The organism is Bradyrhizobium sp. 157 (assembly GCF_023073815.1).
Lineage (GTDB): Bacteria > Pseudomonadota > Alphaproteobacteria > Rhizobiales > Xanthobacteraceae > Bradyrhizobium.
Window position 1 is genome coordinate 134587 of the sequence record NZ_JADPKF010000073.1, and the last position, 24027, is coordinate 158613.

The 24027-nt window shown below is 61.5% G+C and carries 23 protein-coding genes; 12 read left to right on the forward strand and 11 right to left on the reverse strand.

All coding sequences use genetic code 11. The features are described 5' to 3' along the window. The first annotated feature begins 181 nt into the window (after positions 1-181). The 4 genes from IVA95_RS16425 to IVA95_RS16440 all read left to right on the forward strand — a co-directional run bounded on the left by IVA95_RS16425 (position 182) and on the right by IVA95_RS16440 (position 2655). Positions 182-1063, forward strand: a complete 882-nt coding sequence (locus IVA95_RS16425) for a hypothetical protein (protein ID WP_247511409.1) — start codon at positions 182-184, stop codon at positions 1061-1063. Positions 1064-1212: 149 nt separating this feature from the next. Continuing rightward, positions 1213-1482, forward strand: a complete 270-nt coding sequence (locus IVA95_RS16430; RefSeq protein ID WP_247511410.1) for a hypothetical protein — start codon at positions 1213-1215, stop codon at positions 1480-1482. A gap of 2 nt (positions 1483-1484) precedes the next feature. Continuing rightward, complete coding sequence (locus IVA95_RS16435; RefSeq protein ID WP_247511411.1) at positions 1485-1991, forward strand: endonuclease/exonuclease/phosphatase family protein; 507 nt, start codon at positions 1485-1487, stop codon at positions 1989-1991. A gap of 178 nt (positions 1992-2169) precedes the next feature. Continuing rightward, positions 2170-2655 (forward strand): hypothetical protein, encoded by a 486-nt coding sequence (locus tag IVA95_RS16440; protein ID WP_247511412.1) that lies wholly within the window; start codon positions 2170-2172, stop codon positions 2653-2655. 14 nt (positions 2656-2669) lie between these two features. On the opposite strand, the gene IVA95_RS16445 is transcribed toward IVA95_RS16440, so the two are convergent. Next, the gene (locus IVA95_RS16445) at positions 2670-3608 is read right to left on the reverse strand and encodes a GlxA family transcriptional regulator (protein ID WP_247511413.1); all 939 of its coding nucleotides are present in this window, start codon (positions 3606-3608) and stop codon (positions 2670-2672) included. Between the two features lie 112 nt (positions 3609-3720). Here IVA95_RS16445 and IVA95_RS16450 point away from each other — a divergent pair, with 112 nt between their 5' ends. Next, on the forward strand, positions 3721-4425 hold the full coding sequence (locus tag IVA95_RS16450) for a DJ-1/PfpI family protein (RefSeq protein WP_247511414.1): 705 nt from the start codon (positions 3721-3723) through the stop codon (positions 4423-4425). Between the two features lie 472 nt (positions 4426-4897). Here IVA95_RS16450 and IVA95_RS16455 read toward each other — a convergent pair whose 3' ends face one another. From IVA95_RS16455 to IVA95_RS16465, 3 genes are all read right to left on the reverse strand, one after another. Beyond that, on the reverse strand, positions 4898-5602 hold the full coding sequence (locus IVA95_RS16455) for a hypothetical protein (protein WP_247511415.1): 705 nt from the start codon (positions 5600-5602) through the stop codon (positions 4898-4900). A gap of 70 nt (positions 5603-5672) precedes the next feature. Next, complete coding sequence (locus IVA95_RS16460) at positions 5673-6116, reverse strand: MarR family winged helix-turn-helix transcriptional regulator (protein ID WP_247511416.1); 444 nt, start codon at positions 6114-6116, stop codon at positions 5673-5675. Positions 6117-6187: 71 nt separating this feature from the next. Then, positions 6188-6598 carry an NADH:ubiquinone oxidoreductase subunit NDUFA12 gene (locus tag IVA95_RS16465; protein WP_247511417.1) on the reverse strand — a complete coding sequence of 137 codons (411 nt, stop codon included), beginning with the start codon at positions 6596-6598 and terminating at the stop codon, positions 6188-6190. Between the two features lie 260 nt (positions 6599-6858). On the opposite strand from IVA95_RS16465, the gene IVA95_RS16470 reads away from it, so the two are divergent. Then, positions 6859-7557: a BA14K family protein gene (locus IVA95_RS16470; RefSeq protein WP_247511418.1), complete on the forward strand. Its 699-nt coding sequence runs from the start codon at positions 6859-6861 to the stop codon at positions 7555-7557. Positions 7558-7619: 62 nt separating this feature from the next. Here the strand turns inward: IVA95_RS16470 and IVA95_RS16475 are convergent, their stop codons facing one another. Then, positions 7620-8525: a DMT family transporter gene (locus tag IVA95_RS16475; RefSeq protein WP_247511419.1), complete on the reverse strand. Its 906-nt coding sequence runs from the start codon at positions 8523-8525 to the stop codon at positions 7620-7622. Positions 8526-8699: 174 nt separating this feature from the next. On the opposite strand from IVA95_RS16475, the gene IVA95_RS16480 reads away from it, so the two are divergent. The 3 genes from IVA95_RS16480 (at position 8700) to IVA95_RS16490 (ending at position 11796) form a co-directional block, all read left to right on the forward strand. Next, positions 8700-9107, forward strand: a complete 408-nt coding sequence (locus tag IVA95_RS16480; protein ID WP_247511420.1) for a response regulator — start codon at positions 8700-8702, stop codon at positions 9105-9107. A 15-nt stretch (positions 9108-9122) separates the two neighbouring features. Next, positions 9123-11357, forward strand: a complete 2235-nt coding sequence (locus tag IVA95_RS16485; protein ID WP_247511421.1) for a CHASE3 domain-containing protein — start codon at positions 9123-9125, stop codon at positions 11355-11357. A gap of 100 nt (positions 11358-11457) precedes the next feature. Beyond that, positions 11458-11796: an HNH endonuclease signature motif containing protein gene (locus tag IVA95_RS16490; protein ID WP_247511422.1), complete on the forward strand. Its 339-nt coding sequence runs from the start codon at positions 11458-11460 to the stop codon at positions 11794-11796. Positions 11797-11949: 153 nt separating this feature from the next. Here IVA95_RS16490 and IVA95_RS16495 read toward each other — a convergent pair whose 3' ends face one another. The 3 genes from IVA95_RS16495 to IVA95_RS16505 all read right to left on the reverse strand — a co-directional run bounded on the left by IVA95_RS16495 (position 11950) and on the right by IVA95_RS16505 (position 15184). Continuing rightward, positions 11950-12123 carry a hypothetical protein gene (locus tag IVA95_RS16495; RefSeq protein ID WP_247511423.1) on the reverse strand — a complete coding sequence of 58 codons (174 nt, stop codon included), beginning with the start codon at positions 12121-12123 and terminating at the stop codon, positions 11950-11952. A gap of 17 nt (positions 12124-12140) precedes the next feature. After that, positions 12141-13205, reverse strand: coding sequence for a 2-dehydropantoate 2-reductase (locus IVA95_RS16500; RefSeq protein WP_247511424.1), 1065 nt, complete (start codon positions 13203-13205; stop codon positions 12141-12143). Positions 13206-14287: 1082 nt separating this feature from the next. Beyond that, positions 14288-15184, reverse strand: coding sequence for a DMT family transporter (locus IVA95_RS16505; RefSeq protein ID WP_247511425.1), 897 nt, complete (start codon positions 15182-15184; stop codon positions 14288-14290). Between the two features lie 771 nt (positions 15185-15955). On the opposite strand from IVA95_RS16505, the gene IVA95_RS16510 reads away from it, so the two are divergent. After that, entirely contained in the window at positions 15956-19735 is a 3780-nt protein-coding gene (locus IVA95_RS16510; RefSeq protein ID WP_247511426.1) for a vitamin B12-dependent ribonucleotide reductase, read from the forward strand. Between the two features lie 95 nt (positions 19736-19830). After that, positions 19831-21591, forward strand: a complete 1761-nt coding sequence (locus tag IVA95_RS16515) for an ATP-binding protein (protein ID WP_247511427.1) — start codon at positions 19831-19833, stop codon at positions 21589-21591. A gap of 146 nt (positions 21592-21737) precedes the next feature. Here IVA95_RS16515 and IVA95_RS16520 read toward each other — a convergent pair whose 3' ends face one another. The 3 genes from IVA95_RS16520 to IVA95_RS16530 form a co-directional block, all read right to left on the reverse strand. Continuing rightward, the gene (locus IVA95_RS16520; protein ID WP_247511428.1) at positions 21738-22154 is read right to left on the reverse strand and encodes a hypothetical protein; all 417 of its coding nucleotides are present in this window, start codon (positions 22152-22154) and stop codon (positions 21738-21740) included. Positions 22155-22452: 298 nt separating this feature from the next. Next, the gene (locus tag IVA95_RS16525) at positions 22453-22773 is read right to left on the reverse strand and encodes a hypothetical protein (protein WP_247511429.1); all 321 of its coding nucleotides are present in this window, start codon (positions 22771-22773) and stop codon (positions 22453-22455) included. Between the two features lie 75 nt (positions 22774-22848). Then, a complete protein-coding gene (locus tag IVA95_RS16530; protein WP_247511430.1) occupies positions 22849-23388 on the reverse strand; it encodes a hypothetical protein in 540 nt (179 codons plus the stop codon). A gap of 251 nt (positions 23389-23639) precedes the next feature. On the opposite strand from IVA95_RS16530, the gene IVA95_RS16535 reads away from it, so the two are divergent. After that, positions 23640-23984, forward strand: coding sequence for a hypothetical protein (locus tag IVA95_RS16535; protein WP_213252827.1), 345 nt, complete (start codon positions 23640-23642; stop codon positions 23982-23984). The last annotated feature ends 43 nt before the right edge of the window (positions 23985-24027 follow it).

The window sequence follows — 24027 nt, forward strand, 5'->3', positions numbered from 1 at the left end:
GGCGGGACTCGCCCGCTTCAGAGCGAACGCCCGAAAGGTGGTGGCCGGCCTCGCACCGGCCATCATCCATTGACCGGTTAGGCTGTACCGACTCAGGCCGCAATGTTATCCAAGTTTCCGACTAGCTCTCGCACGCAACAACTCTGCCGGTGATTCGGCAGCAATCCGCGAGGTGATTGCAATGGCATTTTTCAGGCGCGAGCTCGGCCCGATCGAGCGCTTCGAGGTTGCGCTGAAGGACAAGCTGACGGCGCGGCAGAAGTTGGCCGAGCGGTTGAGCGTCGCCGAATCGGAACTTGCGGAAAAGCGCACTGCCGCCGAACGGCTGGCGGTAGCCGGTGCCGACAATTCCCGGCTCGATCGGGCCGAAGCCAGCATGCGCGCCGTCGAAGACCGCGCCAAGACGTTGCGCGCCGAATTGGTGGAATTTGACGATCAGGTGGCCTCGGCCGAGCGCGCGCTCGCTGACGCCAAGGCCCAGCGCGACCGCGACGCGCTGGCTGACCAGATCGAGGCGATGGCGGCGGCGATCGAACGGGCTGCACCCGGATTCGAAGCCGGCACCACAGCGCTGGTCGAGGCCGTTACAAAAAGTGCGCTGTCGATACCTGAAGCGACCCGCTTCTCGACCAGTGTGGAAGCGGTGCGTAGCGAGGTCCGCGCCGCGGCGGATCTGATATGCTGGGAGCTGCGTTCCGCCGCGGTGCGCACGCGCGCGGGCAACGCCAACCTCGCCAACCCGGCGCCATCCCTGTCGGAGCAGCCGCCATCGGCAGAGACCGAGCGGCAATTGATGTACACCCTCCACCCCCTGCGTTGGCGCGAGGACGGCAACGTGCGCAAAGTTCCCGCCTTTGCGTTGGTCGGGCTGCCCAAGGCGCTGCTGCCGGTAGCGCTGCAGCATCAGCACGTCGATCATCTCAATGCCCGCCGCGTGCAGACCCTGATGCATCTTCACGGCAGCGCAGGGAACGGCGAACCACAGGACGACGATCCGCAGCTCGTCGATCTGGACGCCTTGCTCACAGAGGAAACACAGAGCGCGCAAGCCGACGTCGCCTGAGCCAGCGCAGATCGCCACCGGCAAGCGCTGAACTAACCGCTCCAGCGGACGTTGTCCGGGTTTATTCATGAAGCCGGCTTTCGAGGATGCGGCTACGTGTCGTCACGCTCAACGTCTGGAATCGGCAAGGGGATCCGAAACGAACCGGCTTGATCAATCGGGAACTGTGCCGGCTGGCTCCCGATCTCGTGTCATTCCAGGAAGTGGTCAAATCGCCGGACCATTCGCAACTCGACGAGTTGATCCACGACACCGGTCTTCATGGAACGCATCAGGCTGACGTGCTGCGCACCGTCCCGCCGCATGCCGATCGTTTTGGTGGAAGCGCCATCGCGACGCGCTGGCCGCATCGCGTCGAGGAAGTCCTCGATCTACGGACGTCGGATGCGAACGATATCCCTGGTGTTCGCTGGCAGTAACGGTGCCGCTACCCGGCGAAGGCGATCTTTTGTTCATCGCCGCTGCGACCTCATGGCGGCTCGCCGCGGAATCGGCCCGGGAACGGCAGGTCGTTGCGCTGACGGATCTCGACGCGCGTCACCGGCAGCCGCTTCCCACCGTCATTGCCGGCGACTTCAACGCAACGCCTGACGCGGCCAGCATTCGCTACCTCACCGGACTGCAGTCGCTCGGCGGACGAAGCGTCAAGTATCACGACGCCTGGGAAGTCGCAGGCGAAGGTCAGGGTTATACCTGGAGCGTCGACAATCAAAATGCACAGTCGGAGATCGGCGGGATCGTCCGTCAGCCGCGTCATCGGCGCAGGGTCGATTACGTGTTCGTGGGCTCATGGGATGCCCACCCGAACACGAGCTGCGAGGTTCAGGCCGCCTCGCTCGCATTCGACCTGCCGGTCGACGGCATCTGGCCCAGCGACCATTTTGGCGTCGTGGCCGATCTGGAAATCAGCGCCGCTCCCTCCGCGTGAGGAGGTTTATCCTGGCCCTTGCCGCCGGGCACCGTTCGAAATCAGCTCTGGCAATATCGCCACCACGGTTCCTTCGGGAATCGGGTGGCGGCGACGCCTCCATCCTGCGATCCCGAACGCTCACGAAACAAGCCGTGCCGTTGAACCAAGGCAAGGCGATTGCAGTTGGAGAAGGCCAATGAAAACCGAAAGCGATCTGACGACCCGAAATCCGTTCGGCGTCATGGACGTTCCAAATCCCGGTGATGACGACGTGATGCAGTTCGCCCGCATCACGATGCCGGAAGAATCCCCCACCGACGAGAATGCAAAGCCATGGAGCCCTGGAGATGCGAGCTACCAGCGCGGCACGATCGATGGTGAGTGGTCGAGCCGCTGGAAGGGTGCTGCAGACCCAACCATCCCGGGCGATGCCCCGGATAAATGGAAACAGGGCCGGGGCGAAGCGAGAACCGTGGGAGACCGCGTGTACCTGTTGTTCGACTGGAATTCCGGCGCGCGCCGGGGACTGATCGACGCACGGCGCGAAGGTCCGCGGCGGCTGGTCGGCAAGTATATCAATCTGAACAACCCGGAGATCACGGTGCCCTGGGTCGGCCTGGTGGTGAGCGATCAGCGAATAGACGGTTACTTTGCGCAAGGCCGGGTGGATTTCCGGAGGTAGCGGCTTCCGTTCACCTACCCTGCCCGCGCCGCGCGGCGCAACGATTGCGGGGGCTGGCCGAAGGCGCGGATGAACGCGCGGCGCATCCGCTCCGGGTCGCGGAAGCCCGTGGTTTGCGCGACCCGCTCAATCGCCTCGCTGGAGGACTGCACGCGTTGCCGCGCCACCTCGATGCGCAGCCGCTCCACCGCCTTTGACGGCGTGGTGCCGGTCTCGGCCATGAAGGCGCGGGTAAAATGCCGCGAGCTCATGCCGGCCTGCTCGGCGAGGTCTTCGACGGTGAGCGGCGCATCGAGGTTCTCGTGCGCCCAGGCCAGCAGCGACCCGAAGCGGCCGTTCGGCGCCTTCAATTCCAGAAGCGAGGAGAATTGCGACTGGCCGCCGCTGCGGCGGTGATACAGCACGAGCTGCTTGGCGGTCTTCTGCGCGATCTCGTCGCCATAGTCCTCCGCGATCATCGCCAGCGACAGATCGATGCCGGCCGATATCCCCGCCGACGTCCAGACGTCGCCGTCGCGCACGAAGATGCGATCGGGCTCCAGCTTCACCTGCGGATAGGTTTTCAGAAAATGCCGCGTGCGCTGCCAATGCGTGGTGGCGCGGCGGCCATCGAGCAAGCCGGCTTCTGCGAGGACGTAGGCGCCGGAGCAGACGCTGGCGATGCGGATGCCGCGTCTGGCAATCGTGCGCACGAAGCCGATCGTCTTCTCGCATATGGCAGCCTGCCGCACGCCCTCGCCGCCGGCGACGATCAGCGTCGTGATCGCGGATGCCGATTTCAGTCCTCGCGCGACGATCTCGACGCCCGACGACGAGCGCACCGGCCCTGGCGTCACCGCCAGAACCCGGATGGCGGGCGCGCCCTCGGCAAAGCGCGCCGCGATTTCGAACGCCGAAATCGGCCCGGCCGCGTCGAGCAACTGGAAATCCGGAAACACGAGAACGCCGATCATGATGCTTGCCTGTATTGGGTCGATGTCCTGAAATGAGGGAAAAATGCCATTTCGGACACAAAGCGACCATGGCAGGATGCGCTTCGTCAAGCCAAATTTTCCGGAGGTCACGATGTCCGCGCCGTCTCCAACACCCACGCCGCTGCAAATCGGTCTCGTGCTGTTCCCGCGCGTCACGCAGCTCGACTTCACCGGTCCCTTGCAGGTGTTCTCCAGCCTGCCCGGCGCCAACGTGCATTTGATCTGGAAGCGGATCGAGCCGGTCACGAGCGATTCCGTGCTGGTGCTGACGCCGACCACGACCTTTGCCGACTGCCCGCAGCTCGACGTCATCTGCGTGCCCGGCGGGTTCGGCACCGACGACATGATCAACGACGAGGAGATGCTGGCCTTCCTGCGCAAGCAGGCGCCGGGTGCAAAGTACATCACCTCGGTTTGCACAGGATCGCTGGTGCTCGGCGCCGCCGGCCTGCTCAAGGGCTATCGCGCGGCGACGCACTGGACGGCGATGGATTTCCTAAGCGCGTTCGGTGCGATCCCGACCAAGGCGCGCGTCTGCGTCGACCGCAACCGCGTCACCGGCGGCGGCGTTACCGCGGGCATCGATTTCGCTCTGACGCTGGTCTCGCTGCTGCACGACCAGAAGACCGCGGAGGCGATCCAGCTCCGGCTCGAATACAACCCGGCGCCGCCGTTCAATTCCGGCTCACCCGACACCGCGCCGCCGGAAGTACTGGCCTTCATGAAGGACCGGATTGCGCAAGCGCAAATCCGCCGCGGCGAGATGATCGATCGCGCCGCCGCACGGCTGGGGTAGCGTCGTTTGCATTCGTGTCCCGGACGCGGCGCGGCACGAAAGTGACGCGACGCAGAGCCGGGACCTACGCTCACATGGGTCCCGCTCTGCGGTGCATCGTTACACGCTGCACCGCGTCCGGGACACGTGACCGCCGTCACAGCAGAAAAAGGCCGCCTGGTTTCCCAGACGGCCTTTCCTGTCCTACGGCAGCCACACATTAGCGGGCGATTTCAGAACCTCTGCACCGGGGGCCTATCTCCCGGCCGTGTCCTACTCGGTGACCGCTGCAAATCGGGACAGTCGCGACTGGAGCCCGACACCGACGCGATGGTTTCCCATCTCCGTAAGATGGCTACATTGAGCCGCGATACCGCGGATGACGCAAGACGGCTGCGGCGGATGTCCCCGCTGATCCCGTTATTCACAGACCTGGATCAAGATCCAACGAGACCTCGCGGCGCGTGCGGATTGCCGATCGTCCGGGGCACGATCATCGTTGCGCGGCCTCGCTGCCCTTATCAGGCCGCGCTAGTTGCGCGAAAACGACGGCGTGCACAATCAGGAACATCGGCACCAGCACGGTCGGAATCAGCGACCACGGCAGCATCTGCACCGCTTCCGAGCCTGCCCCGGCGTGGATCAACTGCAGCGGCGAGCCGTTCGCCGAGATGACGCCAAGTGCGATCGCGACCACGAGATCGAGCATACCGAATGCGTTCCAGGCCCAAACCAGCGCTTTGCCTTGCCCGCGTAGCGCGAGCCAGGCCACTGGCAACGCGAGCACGCCGGTGATGATGTCGCCCCAGCCTGCCGAATATGGAAATGGGCCGCCAAGCCGGCCTTCGGCCGCGAGCAGGATGAAGAATCCTCCCGCGACGCGCCAGACGTTGAGACCGATCAGAAACGGCATCGGCATCCCGAGCAGTGAAGCTCGCACGGGCGCGGAAATCGACGTCGCAACGGCAGTCGCGACCAGCGGAAATGCGATCACGGTGCCGATCATCAGGGGGCCGAGCGGACTGGCGCCGCGGAATTGGTTTGCGGCCGCGAGCGCGGCGGCCAGCCCCGTCCACAGACCGGCGCCGACGGACACGGTGATACGCTGCGATGTGCTGATCGGCATCGCGCCGGTAAGCGCATTGACGCTGACGATGATGGCGGCGACGAGCACGATGGTTCCGATGAAGTCGAGCATGTTATCTCTCCTTTGCGTGTATCTACACCTATCGAGATGAAGGAAATTTCGGCCGAGGGCCTTTAGCGTTTCATCCCAGATTTCGAGAACTCAAGAGCTTCAGCGCGGCCTCACCATCCGTGCCGAGCAGCTTGCCGATCTGCGCCTGCGCCCTCGACCAAAAAGGAAAGCTGCGGCGCACCACGTTCCTGCCCTGCGTGGTAATGCCGACCATGCGCGCGCGCGGATCGTCGCCCGTTTTGATCGAGATCCAACTTTCCTGCTCGAGCCGCGTTAGGTTGCGGGTCAGCGTGGTGCGCTCCATGCCGAGAATGCCGGCCAGCCTGCCGATCGGCACCTCCCCTCGCAGCATCAACTGCGACAGGATCGTGAACTGGGTGATCCGAATTCCGGATTCCTGCATGTAGGAATCGTACAGCCGCGTGATCTTTCGCGCGGCCTGCCGCGATGCCAGACAGAAACAGCCGGCGGCGGCCATATAGTCAGCGGTGTCGGGGACATTCGGCTGCTTCATAAGGAGGGTGTATACACCTATTTTGATCCGCAAGAGCCCTTAGAGGGCCTGTCGCTAAACTAACCGTGAAGTCAGCTTCCCGGCGTCCAGGGCTGATAGTCGCCGGTCGCCTTGGGGCGGCGGCCGCTGGCGAGCGTCGAGCCGGAGGGGCGGTAGGCCGCAGGCGTGCCGGTCAGGTTCGGCACATGCGACTTTTCCCACTCGCGCGGCGTGTAGCTCTCTTCGGTCGGCGGGGTATCGACAACGTGATGTAGCCAGCCATGCCATGACGGCGGCACCCGGCTCGCCTCGGCATACCCGTTATAGATCACCCAGCGGCGCTCGAAGCCCAGCGTCGGATCGATCTTGCCGCCCTTGGTGCGGTAGTAGCGGTTGCCCTGCTCGTCCTGGCCGACCAATTCGCCGAACCGCCACGTCCATAATTGCGTGCCGAACGTCTGGCCGTTCCACCAAGTGAAAAATTTCAGCAGAAACAGCTTCATGAGAGCTCGGCCGGTTCGAGATGTCGTGCCGCTCTGATGCCACCGGCGGCACGGATTGTCCAGACAAAGGCTGATACCGCGGCTCGGTTGCCGGTAACCGCGAATGCGCCCTCGCCCAGTCGCGAAATCGGCGCAATCCGTTCATTCCGGGTACAGTTCCGACCTGACAGGCTGAGGTTGCGGGCAGTCAATAGGCGAGCTCGGGAACGTCCGCCCCGTGAAGGGGTTAGGCACCTATATTCCCGCAAATGGAGCCGACAATGATCAGTCTGAAAGTTTTGAGTACCGCCGCGGCGATAGCGCTGCTCCTGCCAGTCGTAACGCCGAGCCAAAGCTCAGCCCAGGGTCAGCCGGCCGGCGTCACGGCCGGCGGCGGCGGTGCTGGCCCACGAGGCGCTGGCGGCTTTAGCGGTGGCGGCGGTGGCGCGGCTATCGGCGGTGGCGGTGGCTTTAGAGGCGGTGGCGGCGGCGCCGTCGCGCCCGGCGGTGGCGGCTTTAGAGGTGGCGGCATGGCCGTCGCACCCGGTGGAGGCGGCATCAGAGGTGGCGGCGTGGCCGTTGCACCCGGCAGTCCCGGCTTCAGGGCTGGCGCCGTTGCCAGCACGGAAGGCCGCGGAACTGGCTTTGTCCGGCCCGCGCCCGGCGTCGGTGGTGGCACCGTCGCGGGTGGCACTTGGCATGGCGGCCGTCACTTCCATCATCGCCATCATCGCCACCGTCACGGAGGCTTCTGGCCGGGCTTCGCGATCGGCGCTGGCATCGGGTCTGCTTATGGCTACTACGGCAGCCCCTATTATTACGATGATCCCTATTATTACGACGAGACCGTAGTCGCCGCGGCGCCCCCGGTCGGTGATGATGCCGTGGCGTATTGCATGCGGAGGTACAAGTCCTACGACCCGGCGTCAGGAACGTATCTTGGCTATGACGGGCAACGTCATCCCTGCCCGGCGCAATAGCAAGACATAGTGAGTTCGAAGGGCGGCGCATTTCGATGCGCCGCTCTTTTCGTTTGAAATGCTTACGAGCGCAACGCCACCGCGACGCCGCCAAGCGTAAACACCAGTGCCGCGACCTCGCGCAGGCCGAGCGGCTCGCCCAGCATCGACGCCGCTGCAAGCACCCCGATGACAGGCACCAGCAAGGTTCCGATTGAGGCTGTCGCCGCCGGGAGCCGCTCGAGCGCAGCAAACCAGCACACGTAGCACAGGCAGAACTGGATCAGCGTCATATAGAGCAGCGACGCCCAGCCGACGGATGACAGATCAGCCAGTTGCGGCTGCTCGACCAGGAGACCCACGGTGGCGATCGGCAGGCAGCCCAGCCCGATCTGCCAGGCGGCCAGCGACAGCGGCGGCATCGCCAACGGAAAATGCTTGGTCAATACCGTTCCAAGCCCAACGCACACCGCGCCTGCCAGCGCGCAGGCGATGCCCGGCAATTTCTCGACGCTAGCCTCGATGCCGTTGCCGCCAATCAGCACGGCGATGCCGGCAAGCGCGACCGTGAGAGCGACGGCGCGGAGCGGCGACAGCCGCTCGCCGAGGATCGGCCGTGCCAGAAACGCCACCCAGACCGGGATCGATATCCCGAGCACGGCGGCCTCGCTGGCGTTGAGCCACAATAGCGCCAGCCCCATGAACGCGACCCAGCCGCCGATCGTGAGCATCGAGACCAGCAGCAACCGCAGCCACATGAGACGGGGCACGTTCAATTTCTGCCGGCGCGCGAGCGCAAACAGCGCCAATGCCGCGGCGCCGACGATGCCGCACAGACCGCGCGAGGACAACGGCGGCCATTCGGTCAATAAATGTTTCATGATTGGAAAGTTGAGGCCCCACCCCACTGACGTGATGGCGAGCAGGATGAGCCCGAGTGGCGACAGCCGGGCGGCAGCGGCGCGCCTCGCATGGTTGATCGGCGACATCGTGGAATTGGATCCGGAACCGGCGTTGTTCTCGTTCTGATACAGCGAAACGGAATTGCTCTCGGCAACTAATATGTGCACTCTACCATACAGACGACCTGTCGGAGTTTCGACTTAATCGTCACATGGGTCGCGCGATTCACCTGGTCGCCGCCCGAGGAAGAAGGAATCATCGTGCCGCGCGTTCTCGTGGTCGATGACGACCCGATGGTGTGCGTTGCCATCGAGGTTTGTCTGACGCGCAAGGGTTTCGAGGTCACCGTTGCCGACGGTGGTGAAGCGGGAATGCGCGCGCTCGAAACGTCCGATTTCGACGTCATGCTGATTGATGTGTTCATGCCGCATATGCGCGGCTTCGAATCGATCCGGATGTTCCACGAGCGCAAGCCGGACTTACCGATCGTCGCGATGTCGGGCTACGCCTTCGCCAACACCGAACGCGCACCGGATTTCCTGCGGATGACCATCGAGCTCGGCGCGGCATGCTGCCTGCGCAAGCCCTTCACGCCGGACGCCTTGTTGACCTCGGTCAATCAATGCATCACCAAACCGAAAGCTTCCGCGCAGCAATCGAAATCGTGAAGTAAACAACTGGCAATGCCCTCGCAGCGTCTCATTCTCGGAATTGGCCTCGCTATCCTCCTCATTATCGGCGCTGCCTCGATCGGTCTCGACCTCAAGTCGCGGTCCGATAACGCCTCGGTCGACCGCGCGCTTGGAATCCTCAGCAAGATCTCGGACATGCGCCCGCTGCTGCGCCGGGCGGAGAGCGCGGCGCGCGCTTTTGCGCTGTCGGGCGATCAGGAATTCGCCAGGGACTACCGCGAGGCCAACGACGCCATCCTGCCAGCGCTGGCGGCACTGATCGAGGCGGTCAAGGACAATCCCACCGAACGGCAGTTGATCGAAGAGACCAAGGCGCTGGTCGAGCGCCAGATTGCCGTCAATGGCGAGTTGATCAGGCTCCGGAATGCGGGAGATAGCGCCGCCATCGCGGCTCTCGTCAGCCAGGAAGACCGCGCGGCGACGGCGGCGATCGCCGGAAACCTTGCAAAGGCGGTTGCGGAAGAGCGCCGGCTGCTTTTTGCCAGACGCGCCGAATCCGAAACCAACGGGACGCTGCTGCTGGCGATCGACCTCGCCGGCGTCCTGCTGATTCTGGTTCTCGCCACCCTTCTGACGGTCTCAACCCGCCGCTCGCGCCGGGAACTGCAGGATTCGCTGAGCGCCACCAGGGCCACCAACGAGGCGCTGGAGGCCGCGGTCGCCGAGCGCACCGAGCATCTGGTTGCCGCGCATGACGAACTCAGGCTTTCGGCCGCCGTCCTGCGCAGCACCTTTCACAGCATGGCGGAGGCGGTGCTCGTCATCGACACCAGGGGCGAGGTTCTGCTCTCGAACCCGGCCGCCGAGAAGATGCTGCGCTACCGGCCGGGCATGACGGTCGAGCACTTGCGCTCGCTCAGCGCGGTTTTCCATGCCGACGGTGTCACGCCGCTACCTGTCCATGATATGCCCGCCTCGCGCGCGCTGCGCGGCGAAGCGTTCGACGCCACCGAAATCGTGCTGCGCCCGCTCAGCGGCAATCCGCCCGTCCATCTCGTGATCAGCGGTCGGCCGCTGCGCGATGCCTCGGGCGCCATCAGCGGCGCGGCGCTGGTCTATCACGACATTACGGCGTCGCGCGAAACCGAGCACAAGCTGCAGCAGGCGCAAAAGCTCGATGCCATCGGTAAGCTCACCGGCGGCGTCGCGCACGACTTCAACAACATGCTGACCGTAATCACCGGCACCACCGAAACGCTGGTGGCTAACCTTGCGCATGAGCCGGCGTTGCAGAAGACCGCCGAACTGATCGACCAGGCGGCGGAGCGCTGCAGCGAGCTGATTCAGCATCTGCTCGCCTTCGCCCGCCGCCAGCCGTTGCAACCGCGCAACGTCGACATCAACGCGACCGTGCTCGATATCGCAAAACTGCTTCGCCCGACGCTCGGCGAGCAGATCGAGGTCAACTCCATTCTCGAACAGGAAGTGGCGATTGCGCATATCGACGCGTCGCAGCTCGCCAACTCCCTGCTCAACATGGCGATCAACGCGCGCGATGCGATGCCGAACGGCGGCAAGCTGCTTTTGGAGACGCGCAACGTCGTGCTCGACGAGGCCTATGCGCAGGCCAACCCGGACGCAAAGCCCGGTCCCTATGTGATGCTCGCGGTCAGCGACACCGGCGCCGGCATGCCGCAGGAGGTGCTGGATAAGGTGTTCGAGCCGTTCTTCACCACCAAGGAGGTCGGCAAGGGCTCAGGCCTCGGCTTGAGCATGGTGTACGGCTTCGTCAAACAGTCCGGCGGGCACATCCGGATCTACAGCGAGGTCGGCCACGGCACCACGATCAAGCTCTATCTGCCTCCTGCCCGCGGCCAGGTCGAGGTCGCGCCGCCGGCGGCAGCGCCACTGCCGCATGGCAGCGAGACCATCATGGTGGTGGAAGACGACGCGCTGGTGCGCAACTTCGTCACCACGCAATTGCAGAGCCTCGGTTACCGCACGGTGGCCGCCGCCAACGGACCGGCGGCGATGAACCTGATCGAAGGCGGTCAGGCGTTCGATCTGCTGTTCACCGATGTCATCATGCCCGGCGGCATGACCGGACGCGAACTCGCGGACAAGGTGCTGAAGCTCCGGCCCGGCATCAAGGTGTTATATACGTCCGGCTATACCGACAATGCGATCGTGCACCAGGGCCGGCTCGATTCCGGTGTGCTGCTGCTGACCAAGCCGTATCGGAAGTCGCAGTTGGCGAACATGGTACGGCGCGCGCTGTCGGGGTAAGCACGGCGCAAGCCCCTCCTCTCGCAGCGTGTCTTCAATGCCGACTTGATGTATGAACGAATGAGACGTTGGACGGGATTCGAGGGAAGGGCCAAGGCTAGTGGCCGACGTGATCTACAAGCGCTGCTATTTCGATTGGGGCGGACGATGCGCCTACTGCGACGTTGGACTGCCCCGGATAAAGACGGGCGGCAAGGTCAAGGCCAGCATCGACCATTTCATCCCGCTCTCAAGGGGAGGCCAGAATGGCAGGAGCAACCGCGTGCTGTCCTGCTATCCCTGCAATCTCGCCAAGGGCGACACCGACCCGCGCGAGACCAATCAATGGCCCCACGTCGAACGGCGCCTCGCCGAGATCGCCGCTTCGCCGCTCATCAGCCACGGGAAGCTCAAACAGCTTATTCCCGAATTGGTGAAGCAACTTGCCGTAGGGGCGTGATCCGCACAAGAAGGGCCGCGTTGGCGCTGATCGGGCAACCTGCGCATTGCCGCGCGCCAAAATTCTCAGTGGTCCATTTGACGATATTCGCAAAATCGACTTCTGCAGCAGCGCCGAAGCGGACGCGCCATTTCCGCTCGGCCATTGGCGGACCTATCCGGCGGTCTTGGAAATGACTTTCTCCGAAAGATCATTCAAATAGGCTCGCAGCTCTTCGACATCTCCGAATTCTTTGAATTCGCCTCGATCCAGTGCACCAACACCGGCCCGTGCTGCTGATCGCAGGGCCTTCAGCTTGCTCGCGTCTTCTCCGCCGTGGCGCGCCATTCTCAACTACGCTCCCGTCACTGCGCGCCGGATCCGCCCGCCACGATCTTCTCGTTCAGCTTTTGATCGACGATCTCGACCGTGCGGTCGATCTCGGCGCTGGGCGCGCCGAGCTGATGCGAGATCAGCTTCACGAGCAAGTCGACGCGCTCGATGAACGGCGCGCCGGCGGCGACCGCGCGGGCCGCCGATGACGGCTTGAGCAGACTTTCGGCCGCCTTGGCGTACTTCCCGAACGGCACCTGGTCCTGCGGGTCGGCGCCCAGGCGCCGGGCGATGCCGTCGACATGGTCATAGATCGATTGCGAGAGTTTCAGATCGCCGTGCACGGCGTCGCGGATCGACTGCGGATCGTTCGGCGTGATGCAGCGGTAGTTGCCGGTCAGCAGCATCGACCATTTGGCGAGCGGCACGAACAGCGAGTCGAACACTTTCAGCTTCACCGGAACGTCATGGCCGTCCAGCGTCACCGCATCGATATCAGCTTCCAGCTCGCGAAGCAGCTTGTTGTGCTTCTCGTCGGCAAAGGCGGCGGCCTTGAAGTTGGTCGGCAATCCGACAAGAAGGACGTTCGCCGCCTCTTCCGGCGGGCGGAAGGCCTGCGGATCGGGTGAGCACAGCGTCACCAGCCCCGGCTCGAACCGCTCCCACACCTGCGCATTGGTATAGGCCTCCTCGAGGTCCATGTCCGCCAGTGCCGGGATGCGCTTGAGATAGGGTAACGGCGGCATGTTCATGATCGACAGACAAGGCAGTTTTGCCTCGGCGATCTTGATCATCAGAACCCGGATCGTGTGGTTGGCGTATTGCGGCTCCTGCATCGCAAGACCGACCAGATCGTAACGGGAAAGATCGACGTCTTGAGGCGGGGTCGCATCCAGCTTGCCGGGCAGGTCGCGCGAAAAAATCGCGCGGTGCACCGCCTCGTCGCGCAGCTTGATGCGAACTTCGGTGCCGTCGCGGTTGATGAGCTCTGCCGTCTTCTTCCGGCACACCAGGGTCACGTTGTGACCGGCCATCAAAAGCTTCGTCGCCAGCAAGGAGCCGTACGAGGCCCCAAGGATCAGAATGTTGCGCGCCATACTCTCTCTTTCACGGATAAAACCAGGCCTATCCAGACCTGGCACCCATTATGCCAGAACTATCTCAGCAGGAGGCCTACTGCAAACTGGGAGATATTACAATCAGATAGCGGCTCCCAATTTTACCCTTCGGCTACGCCGTCGGGAGGCAGTTGGCCGAGAAGGCGATCAGGCTTCGGCCTGTCGTAAAAGCTGCTTTATCCATCGGGCTATACACGACAGCGATCTGCATCAGGGCTGCCTCGCCGCCTCGCCCCAACGTGCTGTGCTAACCAAGCCCGATCAAAAATCCAATTGGGGCACTGAAGGCTGGCACCGCTTAAGCAACCATCGGCAGAGTGGGTCGTGTGCCCTGCGGCGATGACGCCTGGACCGCCGAGGAAACGCCATCAAGAGAATAACCCAGCTCAGTAAGTGCCACGTCAATATCCGCCAAGGTGTCCGTGTGCTGCGATCATGACCATACCCAAATGAAAGGTAAGAAGTTGGCACTGCACGAATGCAGCGAACGATCTGGATCATCCGCTTTGCCAATGATGTTGTACGGTAGATTGGACGCCGATAGAAAAATAGACTTAGTGAAAAATGGAGCGCGCAATGAGGACGATCATCCTTGTTCTTTTGTCTCTCGCGATTTCATGTGAAATGTCTCTTGCGCAGCAACTAAGCCGGTTCTGTATTGGAGAAAGACGTTGCCCGGTCGGCGGTCACACGCTGTACCCGTGTGGGTCGGATGCTGATGCTATTGCTGAGGAGCTCTGCACGGTTCGGCTGGGAGGCGGCCAGACAAAAGTGCTCCCGCATCAGCTCCGGAAGGATGGCATGAAGGCCGGTAAACGATGCGGATACGCTTGGTACAGCGTGACTTGTATGAAGAATTAGTCAGGTTAGGCATACGCCCAAGCCTGATTTCTTTCTCCGATCATGGCGCCGTAATCGTCGCAACTCTTCTGCCGCCCCAGCGCCCGGCAAACATGTAGCGAGCATTAGTTTCGCAACGCCGTCATCTGGAAACTGAGCAAGGATTTCGCGGTAGCGACGCGCAGCGCCTTCAAGGTCTCCGGCTTTAAAATGCTTCGAAGCTAAGACCGTGTCGCCAGCACCACGCCCGCCAGCGTAAACACCAGCGCCACGATCTGGATCAGGCCGAGCGGCTCGCCGAGCGCAACCGCCGACGCCACGACGCCGATCACCGGCACCGCCATGGTGCCGATCGCGGCGACCGAGGCCGGCAGGCGGGCGAGCGCGGCGAACCAGCTCACATAGGCGATGCAGAACTGGATCACGGTCGAATAGATCAGGAGCCACCAGCCGAGCTGTGTCACCTTCTCGATCTGCGTGGTCTCGACGGCGAGGCCGATGATGACGATCGGAAAACAGCCGAGCCCGATCTGCCAGGCGGCGGCCGGGATCGGCGGCAGCGGCACCGGCAGCTTTTTCGCCAGCACCGTGCCGAGCGCAAAGCCGAACGCGCCGCCCAGCGCCATCACCATGCCCGGCAGTTTTGCGGCAGTCGCGCTAAAGCCGTTGCCGCCCATGATGGCGGCGAGGCCTGCGAATGCCATCACGAGCGCCACCGTGCGCAAAATAGTCGGCCGCTCGCCAAGCACCGGCCAGGCCAGGAGCGAAGCCCAGACCGGCATGGTGTAGGCGATCAGCGCCGCCTCGCTCGCCGGCAGCCACAACAGCGCCAGCCCCATCAGCACCATCCACCCCGTGACATTGAGCAGCGCGGCGAGCATCAGCCGCGGCCACAGATGCCGCTCGACCTTCAGGCTCTGCGAGCGCGCCAGCGCCAGCACGGCCAAAAGCGCAGCCCCGATCACGCCGGTCGAGCCGCGCAGCGTCAGCGGCGGCAGCTCGCTCAGGAGATACTTCGTGACGGGCCAGTTAAAGCCCCAGCCCACCGAGGTGATGGCGAGGAACATCAGGCCAGCAGGCGCGATCCGCGCCGGCGCGGTGGGTTTTGATTCTGTCATGGAGCCCGGCAAAGGGGGTGGAATCGGCCCTCACCTTGCCGCGTATCGGGCCTTCCCGCCACGGGCTCGGGGACATGCCAGCCCTCCCGCTCCGTAGCCGTACGTGAGTCTTTCGAACGCAATCCCGATAGCTGAAAAAATACCTGCCCTGTGAACAGCGGGACGAAGCCTGTTTCCACACCGCAGGAACAAATTTTTTGGTTGGGAATCCCTGAGGACTCACTGATACTTGGCACCATCACAGGCGCGGGAACTGCCCCTGTTATCCCTCACTTTCCACCATATTTAGTATTTGATTCAGGAACTCGTACTACTCCTTGACGGGCGCAACGGGTTTGGCCTAGCCTTATTGCTGGACGGCGCGAGTTAAGTTCTGGGTCCCGCCGATCGCTCCCAAATGGGTTCCGAACGAGCACTCCGTCAGCCGGTTGAGGCACGGATCGAGGGCTTGTCTGCCCAAAATTCGGGGGTGATCCGGGGCCTTAAAAACGAGCCGAATGGCTCAGGCGACGAGTTGCGGCGTTGAGTTGGAGCATGATCCGGAAAACGTGGGTACCGGTGATGCTCAAACCGAAGGATGGGGCTGGCCTCGCCGAAAAGCGGGACGAGCCCTTGGGGTGGCGAAGACAGAAACAGGGCCGGGTCCACCGGTAGAGCTTGCGGATCTCAGGCCCAAGGTTGTCTTCAACCTTGGTGCCGATGGTTCGCTCAATGAAACATCCGGCAACCGCAGGAAATGCGGACCGGGCAAGAAGACGGGGCACGACAACTATGCGAATCGAGCGGCGCAACACCACTTCCGGCCAGTCACCCTACGCAGGGATTGATTTCAGGCTGACGACATCGGAGATCCGCAACCCCGACGGTTCGGTCGTGTTTCGGCTCGAGAACGTCGAAGTGCCCCAGTTCTGGTCGCAGGTCGCCTCCGACGTGCTGGCGCAGAAGTATTTCCGGAAGGCCGGCGTCGCCGCGCGTCTGAAGAAGGTCGAGGAAGAGACCGTGCCGTCGTGGCTGTGGCGCTCGGTGCCCGACACCGAGGCGCTCGCCCTGCTCCCCGAAAGCGAGCGCTATGTCGGCGAGACCAGCGCAAAACAGGTGTTCGATCGCCTCGCCGGCTGCTGGACCTATTGGGGCTGGAAGGGCGGCTATTTCTCCAGCGATGAAGACGCGCAGGCGTTTTTCGACGAGCTGCGTTACCAGCTCGCCAAGCAGATGGTCGCGCCGAACTCCCCGCAGTGGTTTAACACCGGGCTGCACTGGGCCTATGGCATCGACGGCCCCGGCCAGGGCCACTATTACGTCGACTGGAAGACCGGCAAGCTGACGAAATCGAAGTCGGCCTACGAGCATCCGCAGCCGCACGCCTGCTTCATCCAGGGCATCGAGGACGACCTCGTCAACGAGGGCGGCATCATGGACCTCTGGGTGCGTGAGGCGCGCCTGTTCAAATACGGCTCCGGCACCGGCTCCAACTTCTCGCGCCTGCGCGGCGAAGGTGAGCGCCTGTCCGGCGGCGGCCGTTCGAGCGGCCTGATGAGCTTCCTGAAGATCGGCGACCGCGCCGCCGGCGCCATCAAGAGCGGCGGCACCACGCGCCGCGCGGCCAAGATGGTCGTGGTCGACGTCGATCACCCCGATATCGAGACCTATATCGACTGGAAGGTGAAGGAGGAGCAGAAGGTTGCAGCGCTCGTCACCGGTTCCAAGATCAACCAGAAGCACCTCAAGGCGGTGCTGAAGGCCTGCGTGAACTGCGAGGGCTCCGGCGACGATTGCTTCGACCCCGAAAAGAACCCAGCGCTGCGCCGCGAGATCAAGCTGGCGCGCCGCGCGCTGGTGCCCGACAACTACATCAAGCGGGTGATCCAGTTTGCGAAGCAGGGCTACAAGGACATCGAATTCCCGATCTACGACACCGATTGGGATTCGGAAGCCTATCTCACCGTCTCCGGCCAGAACTCCAACAACTCGGTCTCGCTGAAGGACGATTTCCTGCGCGCTGTGGAAACCGACGGCGACTGGAATCTGATCGGCCGCACCAACAAGAAGATCACCAAGACTCTCAAGGCCCGCGAGCTCTGGGAGAAGATCGGCCACGCCGCCTGGGCCTCGGCCGATCCTGGCCTGCACTTCAACACGACGATGAACGACTGGCACACCTGCAAGGCGTCCGGCGACATCCGCGCGTCGAACCCGTGCTCGGAATACATGTTCCTGGACGACACGGCGTGCAACCTCGCCTCCGCCAACCTGCTGACGTTCTACACCCCCTCCCTTCCCTCCCCCGCAGGCGGGGGAGGGTTGGGTGGGGGCCGCTTCGACGTCGAGGCCTATGAGCACCTGTGCCGACTCTGGACCATCGTGCTGGAAATCTCCGTCATGATGGCGCAATTCCCGTCGAAGGCGATCGCCGAACTCTCCTACGAGTTCCGCACGCTGGGCCTCGGCTTCGCCAATATCGGCGGCCTGCTGATGACCATGGGGCTGCCCTACGACTCCAAGGAAGGCCGCGCGCTGTGCGGCGGGCTGACCGCCATTATGACCGGCGTGGCGTATGCCACCTCGGCCGAGATGGCGAAAGAGCTCGGCCCCTTCCCCGGCTACAAGAAGAACGCCCAGCACATGCTGCGCGTGATCCGCAACCATCGCCGCGCGGCGCATGGCGAGAGCCGTGGCTATGAGGCGCTGGCGGTCAATCCCGTGCCGCTCGATCACGCCTCCTGCCCGCAAGCCGATGTCATCGCCCACGCCAAGGCCGCCTGGGACAAGGCGCTCGAACTCGGCGAACTCAACGGCTACCGCAACGCGCAGACGACCGTCGTGGCGCCGACCGGCACCATTGGCCTCGTGATGGATTGCGACACCACCGGCATCGAGCCTGATTTCGCGCTGGTTAAGTTCAAGAAGCTCGCTGGTGGCGGCTACTGGAAGATCATCAACCAGGCCGTTCCCGCGGCGCTGCGCGCGCTCGGCTACAGCGAAGCCAATATTGCCGAGATCGAGGCCTACGCCGTCGGCCACGGCTCGCTCTCCAACGCCCCTGGCATCAACGTCTCCACCCTGAAGGCCAAAGGCTTCACCGACGAAGCACTGGCCAAAGTGGAAGCTGCATTGCCGACCGCGTTCGACATCAAGTTCGCTTTCAACAAGTGGACGTTTGGCGAGGATTTCCTGCGCGACACGCTCGGCCTCGCGCCGGAAGCGATCGCAGCCCCCGGCTTCGACCTGCTCGCCGCCCTCGGCTTCACCAAGCGCGAGATCGAGGCCGCCAACGTCCACATCTGCGGCGCGATGACGGTCGAGGGAGCTCCACACCTCAAGGCCGAACACTATCCGGTGTTCGACTGCGCCAACCCCTGCGGCAAGATCGGCAAGCGCTACCTGTCGGTCGAGAGCCACATCCGAATGATGGCGGCCTCGCAGCCGTTCATCTCGGGCGCGATCTCGAAGACGATCAACATGCCGAACGACGCCACGGTGGAGGATTGCAAGGCAGCCTACATGCTGTCCTGGAAGCTCGCACTGAAGGCCAACGCGCTCTACCGCGACGGCTCGAAGCTGAGCCAGCCCTTGAACTCGCAGCTCATCAGCGATGATGACGGCGAGGACGATGCGGTGGAGGCGCTCTACGAGAAGCCGATGGCGGCGCGCACCGCGCAGGTCTCGGAAAAGATCGTCGAGAAGCTGGTCGAGCGCATCGTCGTGATGCGCGAGCGCGAGAAGATGCCTGACCGACGCAAGGGCTATACCCAGAAGGCGGTGGTCGGCGGCCACAAGGTGTATCTGCGCACCGGCGAGTATGACGACGGCCGTCTCGGCGAGATCTTCATCGACATGCACAAGGAAGGCGCGGCGCTCCGCTCCTTCATCAACAACTTTGCCATCGCCGTCTCGCTCGGCCTGCAATACGGCGTGCCGCTGGAGGAATATGTCGACGCCTTCACCTTCACCCGCTTCGAGCCGGCCGGCCCCGTGCAGGGCAACGACTCGATCAAGTATGCGACCTCGATCCTCGACTATGTGTTCCGCGAGCTCGCGGTCAGCTACATGTCGCGGTTCGACCTCGCCCATGTCGATCCGACCGAGTCGAATTTCGACGCGCTCGGCAAGGGAGTCGAGGAAGGCAAGGAGCCGTCCGACCAGGGCCAGCAGGCCACCAAGTATCTGTCCAAGGGACTGACCCGCTCGCGCACGGATAATCTGGTCGTGATGCGCGGCGGCGATGTGGATGCCCGCGGCTCCCACAACGTCACCGCGATCGGCGGCCACGGCCCCAGCGCCCGCGTCTCCGACGCGCACGAAGGCGCAGTCGCGCTGAAGCAGGAATCTCAGCACGACCTGTCCCCGACGGAAAAGCTGGAAGCGATGAAATGGAGCAAGGCCGGCAGCGCGGCAGTCGCCGTCGCCCCATCCAAGGCCGAACGCCGGGCGGAAGCCAAAGCCAAAGGCTACGAAGGCGAGATGTGCTCGGAGTGCGGCAACTTCACGCTGGTGCGGAATGGGACCTGCATGAAGTGCGATACGTGTGGCAGCACGACGGGGTGTTCGTGAGCTAAGAGTAAAGAAGAGCGGTGGGGCCATCTAAAGGATGGCCCCAGTTTTATTGATGAGGTTCGAATTGCCTAATCATCTCGTCAGAGTTGGTGATGTTCACAAGCGCCAAATTTCGCAACTTCAAATCGCTAAGAGAGTTCACCGTTCCGTTACGGCGAGTGAACATATTGGTTGGACCCAACAACGCTGGAAAATCTAGCGTTCTCGATGCCTTTCGCGCGCTGAGTGCTGCGCAAACGTTCGCTAGCAGAAGGAACCCTTCTCCAATCAACGTTGGGCGTGAAACGGTTTTTGGATATGAAATACCTAGAAGTCTGATTCCTATATCACTGGATAACATTCACTCCGACTACGATTCTGATCGGGAAACGTCGGCAACTTTTGAGCTAGCGAACGGCAATCGCCTGAAGTTGCAATTTCTCAACAACTCTCGATGCATTCTCACGGCTGAAACTACCGGCAAGCAGGTTCAAAATACATCAGGCTATAAGCGCAACTACCCAATATCGATCGCTCTTTTTCCTACCCTTGGACCGCTAGAGGAAGAAGAGGACTTAGTAGATCCTAACTACCTACGTCGTTGGCAAACGACACGACGTTCAAATCGTCTATTTCGTAATATCTGGTACCAACGCAACGAGAGATTTGCCGAGTTCAAGACATTAGTCGAGGACACTTGGCCGGGGATGACAATTTCACCCCCGGAGAGGCAGGGATTTACCCCTCCTCGCCTGTCAATGTTTTGTACCGAAGCTCGCGTTGACCGCGAGGTATCATGGGCGGGCTTCGGATTTCAGGTTTGGCTACAACTTCTAACTCACTTTCTCGGCGCTCGTGATGCGACGACAATGGTAGTCGACGAGCCAGAAATATATCTTCACCCCGACCTACAAAGACGGCTATTTCTGCTGCTTAGATCGTCAGGAAAGCAGCTGATCATGGCGACACATTCATCGGAGATTGTAAATGAAGCTGAGCATGAAGACATCCTTCTGATTAGTAGGACCAAAAAATTTGCGCGGAGGATTGGAGATATAGAGGGCCTCCAAGAAGCACTTTTCACCATTGGGTCTGGCCAAAATATTCATCTTGCACGGCTGTCGAGGGGAAGAAAAATACTCTTCTTTGAAGGCGACGATATTCGGCTAATGAAAAAATTTGCTGCGAGGCAAGGCTTGAGAAACTTCGAAAATGAGACAAATGTAACAGTTGTCCCTCTCGGCGGATTCTCTCATCGTGAAAAAATCGCAGATGCCGCTTGGACGTTCGAAAAAGTGCTAAGAGCTGAAATCGCGATTGCAGCGGTTCTAGACCGAGACTATCGCTGCCCGGAAGAGATTGACCAAATCAGGGGCTCTGTACCGCAATCTATCCCCAATTTCTTCATCCTTGATCGCAAGGAGTTGGAGAATTACCTCTTAGATCCGGCTGCCATAACGTGCGCCATAAATGATCGGTTGGGAAGCCAACCGAATCGATCAAGATCAGATTTAACACTAGCTGAGGTCGAGTCGATCTTGAACACGATAGCGGACAATTCGAAATCGATTTTGCTAAGCCAGATCGCAGCGCACCGAGTGCGATTTTTTGAAGGCAGGACGCGGAATGATGCCTCAACAGTCTTCAACGAAGCCATCGCCTACCTCGATAGCAGGTGGACGTTTATTTCTGACAAGCTCGCCGTCGTTCCCGGAAAGCAATTTTTGTCGTCACTCAACACGTATCTTCAATACGATCTGGGCATCTCTATCACGGCCACTCAAATACTGAGACACCTTGTATTGCCACCGACGTGCGACCTGAGAGCAATTCTCATTGCGCTGGATGCATTTTCTGCGACAAACAGGGCTTAGGAAGCGTTGGGCGGATTAGTGAGTAGCCTGGATGAGCGAAGCGATATCCAGGACTAGCCTGACATCACCGGATATCGCTTCGCGCATCCAGGCTACGCTCGCTACCATCCGCGCGACTCTCGCCATTGATGGACTTAGCTTTCTAATCAGTCTGGCAGGTCTTGCCCGCGCAGGAAATTCAAGTCGACAACAATATCGTGGCAGACCTTCGTAACCTCCTTGACCTCTGGCAAACTAAAAACGTTCTCACCGTGCTGGCCGCGGTCGAACTCATCTAGGTGTTCCAAGTTTTGCCGGACGACGCCGACTCTATAGGCCTGCCGGGGCTGCCCATTGAAGGCGCCTTGCCAAGTTTCCCCATGGACGAGGAAATTCCGCTTCGAGTGCAACGTCGCGAGATTCTTGTACACCCTCTCGACTATCGGTCGTTTCTCGAAGGGGACGGCCCCGAACTCTACCCACTTTTTGAACCAATCGACTTTTGGTCCGAACGTCAGCCGAGAATATTCGTCAAACAGATACTCGATCGGTGCATCGTTGATTAGATCAACGTACAGCAGCATTGTAAACTCAACACGACCCATTTCGGTCAGGAATTCACCAAGAGCTTTATGAAAACGGTCTAGGCTTCGCTTCGAACTCAGCTTGGCGCGCCTTCTCCTTCGCGCTCGCTTCGTCAATCGGCTGCTGGTCATCTGTGCGCCTCAAGAGAGCTCATAGGGCGGATCAGGGTAGCAAGCGTAGGGCGGATTAGCCGAAGGCGTAATCCGCCATTCCAAGTGACCAACTCGGCGGGTACGCTTCGCTAGCCCGCCCTGCTCACTCCTGAAGCGGCACCACAGCTTTGTTCGCTATCCGACTCTATTTTGTTCGAAAGGAACGAATCGTATCAGCGCAAATCAGCGCGGGCCAATCCCTAACAACACGTTTGCCGGATAACGGGAAAGAGCGGACATTCGCCGTTGCGAGCCCCTGCGAATCGGCCGAGTCTCGGATGACATGGGGTGATTCGTGCTGGCTGAAACTACCGATCAATACCTGCAAAGCCTCAATCCGGAACAGCGCCGGGCCGTCGAGCACGGCATCAGCGCGGATGGAACTATCGGCGCTCCGCTTCTTGTCATCGCCGGCGCAAACCGGAAAATGTTCGCTCGCTCTTCCCCTTACCGTACCGCTCTTCACCCAAGAGCGGACGTCCAGGCTGCCTAACTGGACTTCCGCTAAATAGGCGACATCAGATACCTTGTTGCCGCCGCCTCAGTCAGGATTGCCAACTTGTGCAGGGTTTTTCATTCGCTCTAGCTCATAAGCCGACCTTTCTGCAGCCCACAGAACGTATTGGGAGTAGCTAATTGGAAACGAAGCAAGTCGGTACAGGCCGTCGTCTGACGAGTAGATCACTGCCGTGTACTCTCGGCGACGTTGATCAGGTGTGTGGGGATAGACGAATTCTCGGTTGTCGCTTCGCAGCCCCATTCGGACATCGAACACTTGTCCAACCTCAGCGCTGCCTCGTTTGACTTCTGTGACCTTGATGCGGGTGAAAAGAATGTCGTTGGTACAGCCTTCGCAGTGACGACCACCTAGCCAGCTTGCCCGTTCCAAAAAGCGCACCTTTGCGACGACAACATCCTTTGCCTCGGCGGGAAGTTTGATTGGTACGTCAGCAGCGTCCGAAGTTTGGTCAAGAAAGGAGGCGACCGGCGAATTCGGTTCGGCGGCTATCGCCAAACGCGCCGCGTCGACTGCGAAACCAGCAATCGCGATCAATGCAATAGTGAGCTTACCCAACCTCATTTATTCTCTCACATCTTTAAGTGGTTGGTAAGCGATAATACTCCAAATTCGGCAAGTATCAAACGTGCGATGTCCGCTTCGGGGTCAAAAGCGTCGTTTTCACCGTCCGACGAAGACTTCCGGTGTACCCCGGTGAACGGACATCGCCAGGGCCGGTCGGCATGTCTCAAACGGGCCATAAGCGGAATACGCCAAACACCAATGATCTGGGCTAGTATGTTCTCCTTGGCCGCAGATAATAGGAAGGTCACATGACGCACTACATTATCTACTTCAACCAGCAATGGGTCGGTGATCACTCCGAAGAGTGGTTTCAGTCTCGCGGACCGTTGGCTAGGGCAGTCGTGGCCGAGATGAAGGAAGCGGGCGTGCTCATCTTCGCCGCGGGAGTAGATGAAGATCTGAGCAAGGCTTTTAGTGCTAATAACATCAGCGGCGAACTGCAGTTTAGCGAAGGTCGGTATTCCAACGCCCCGGAGTATCTCGGTGGCTTCACGGTCGTTGATGTCTCCGAGCAAGAGTCGGCGAAGTTTTGGGCCGGCAAGCTCGCAATCGCTTGTGGCTGGCCGCAAGAGGTCCGGCCACTCCATGTGTGACGGCTGCAGGATGTGAGTCCGAACCTACGCTGAGGTCGATGGC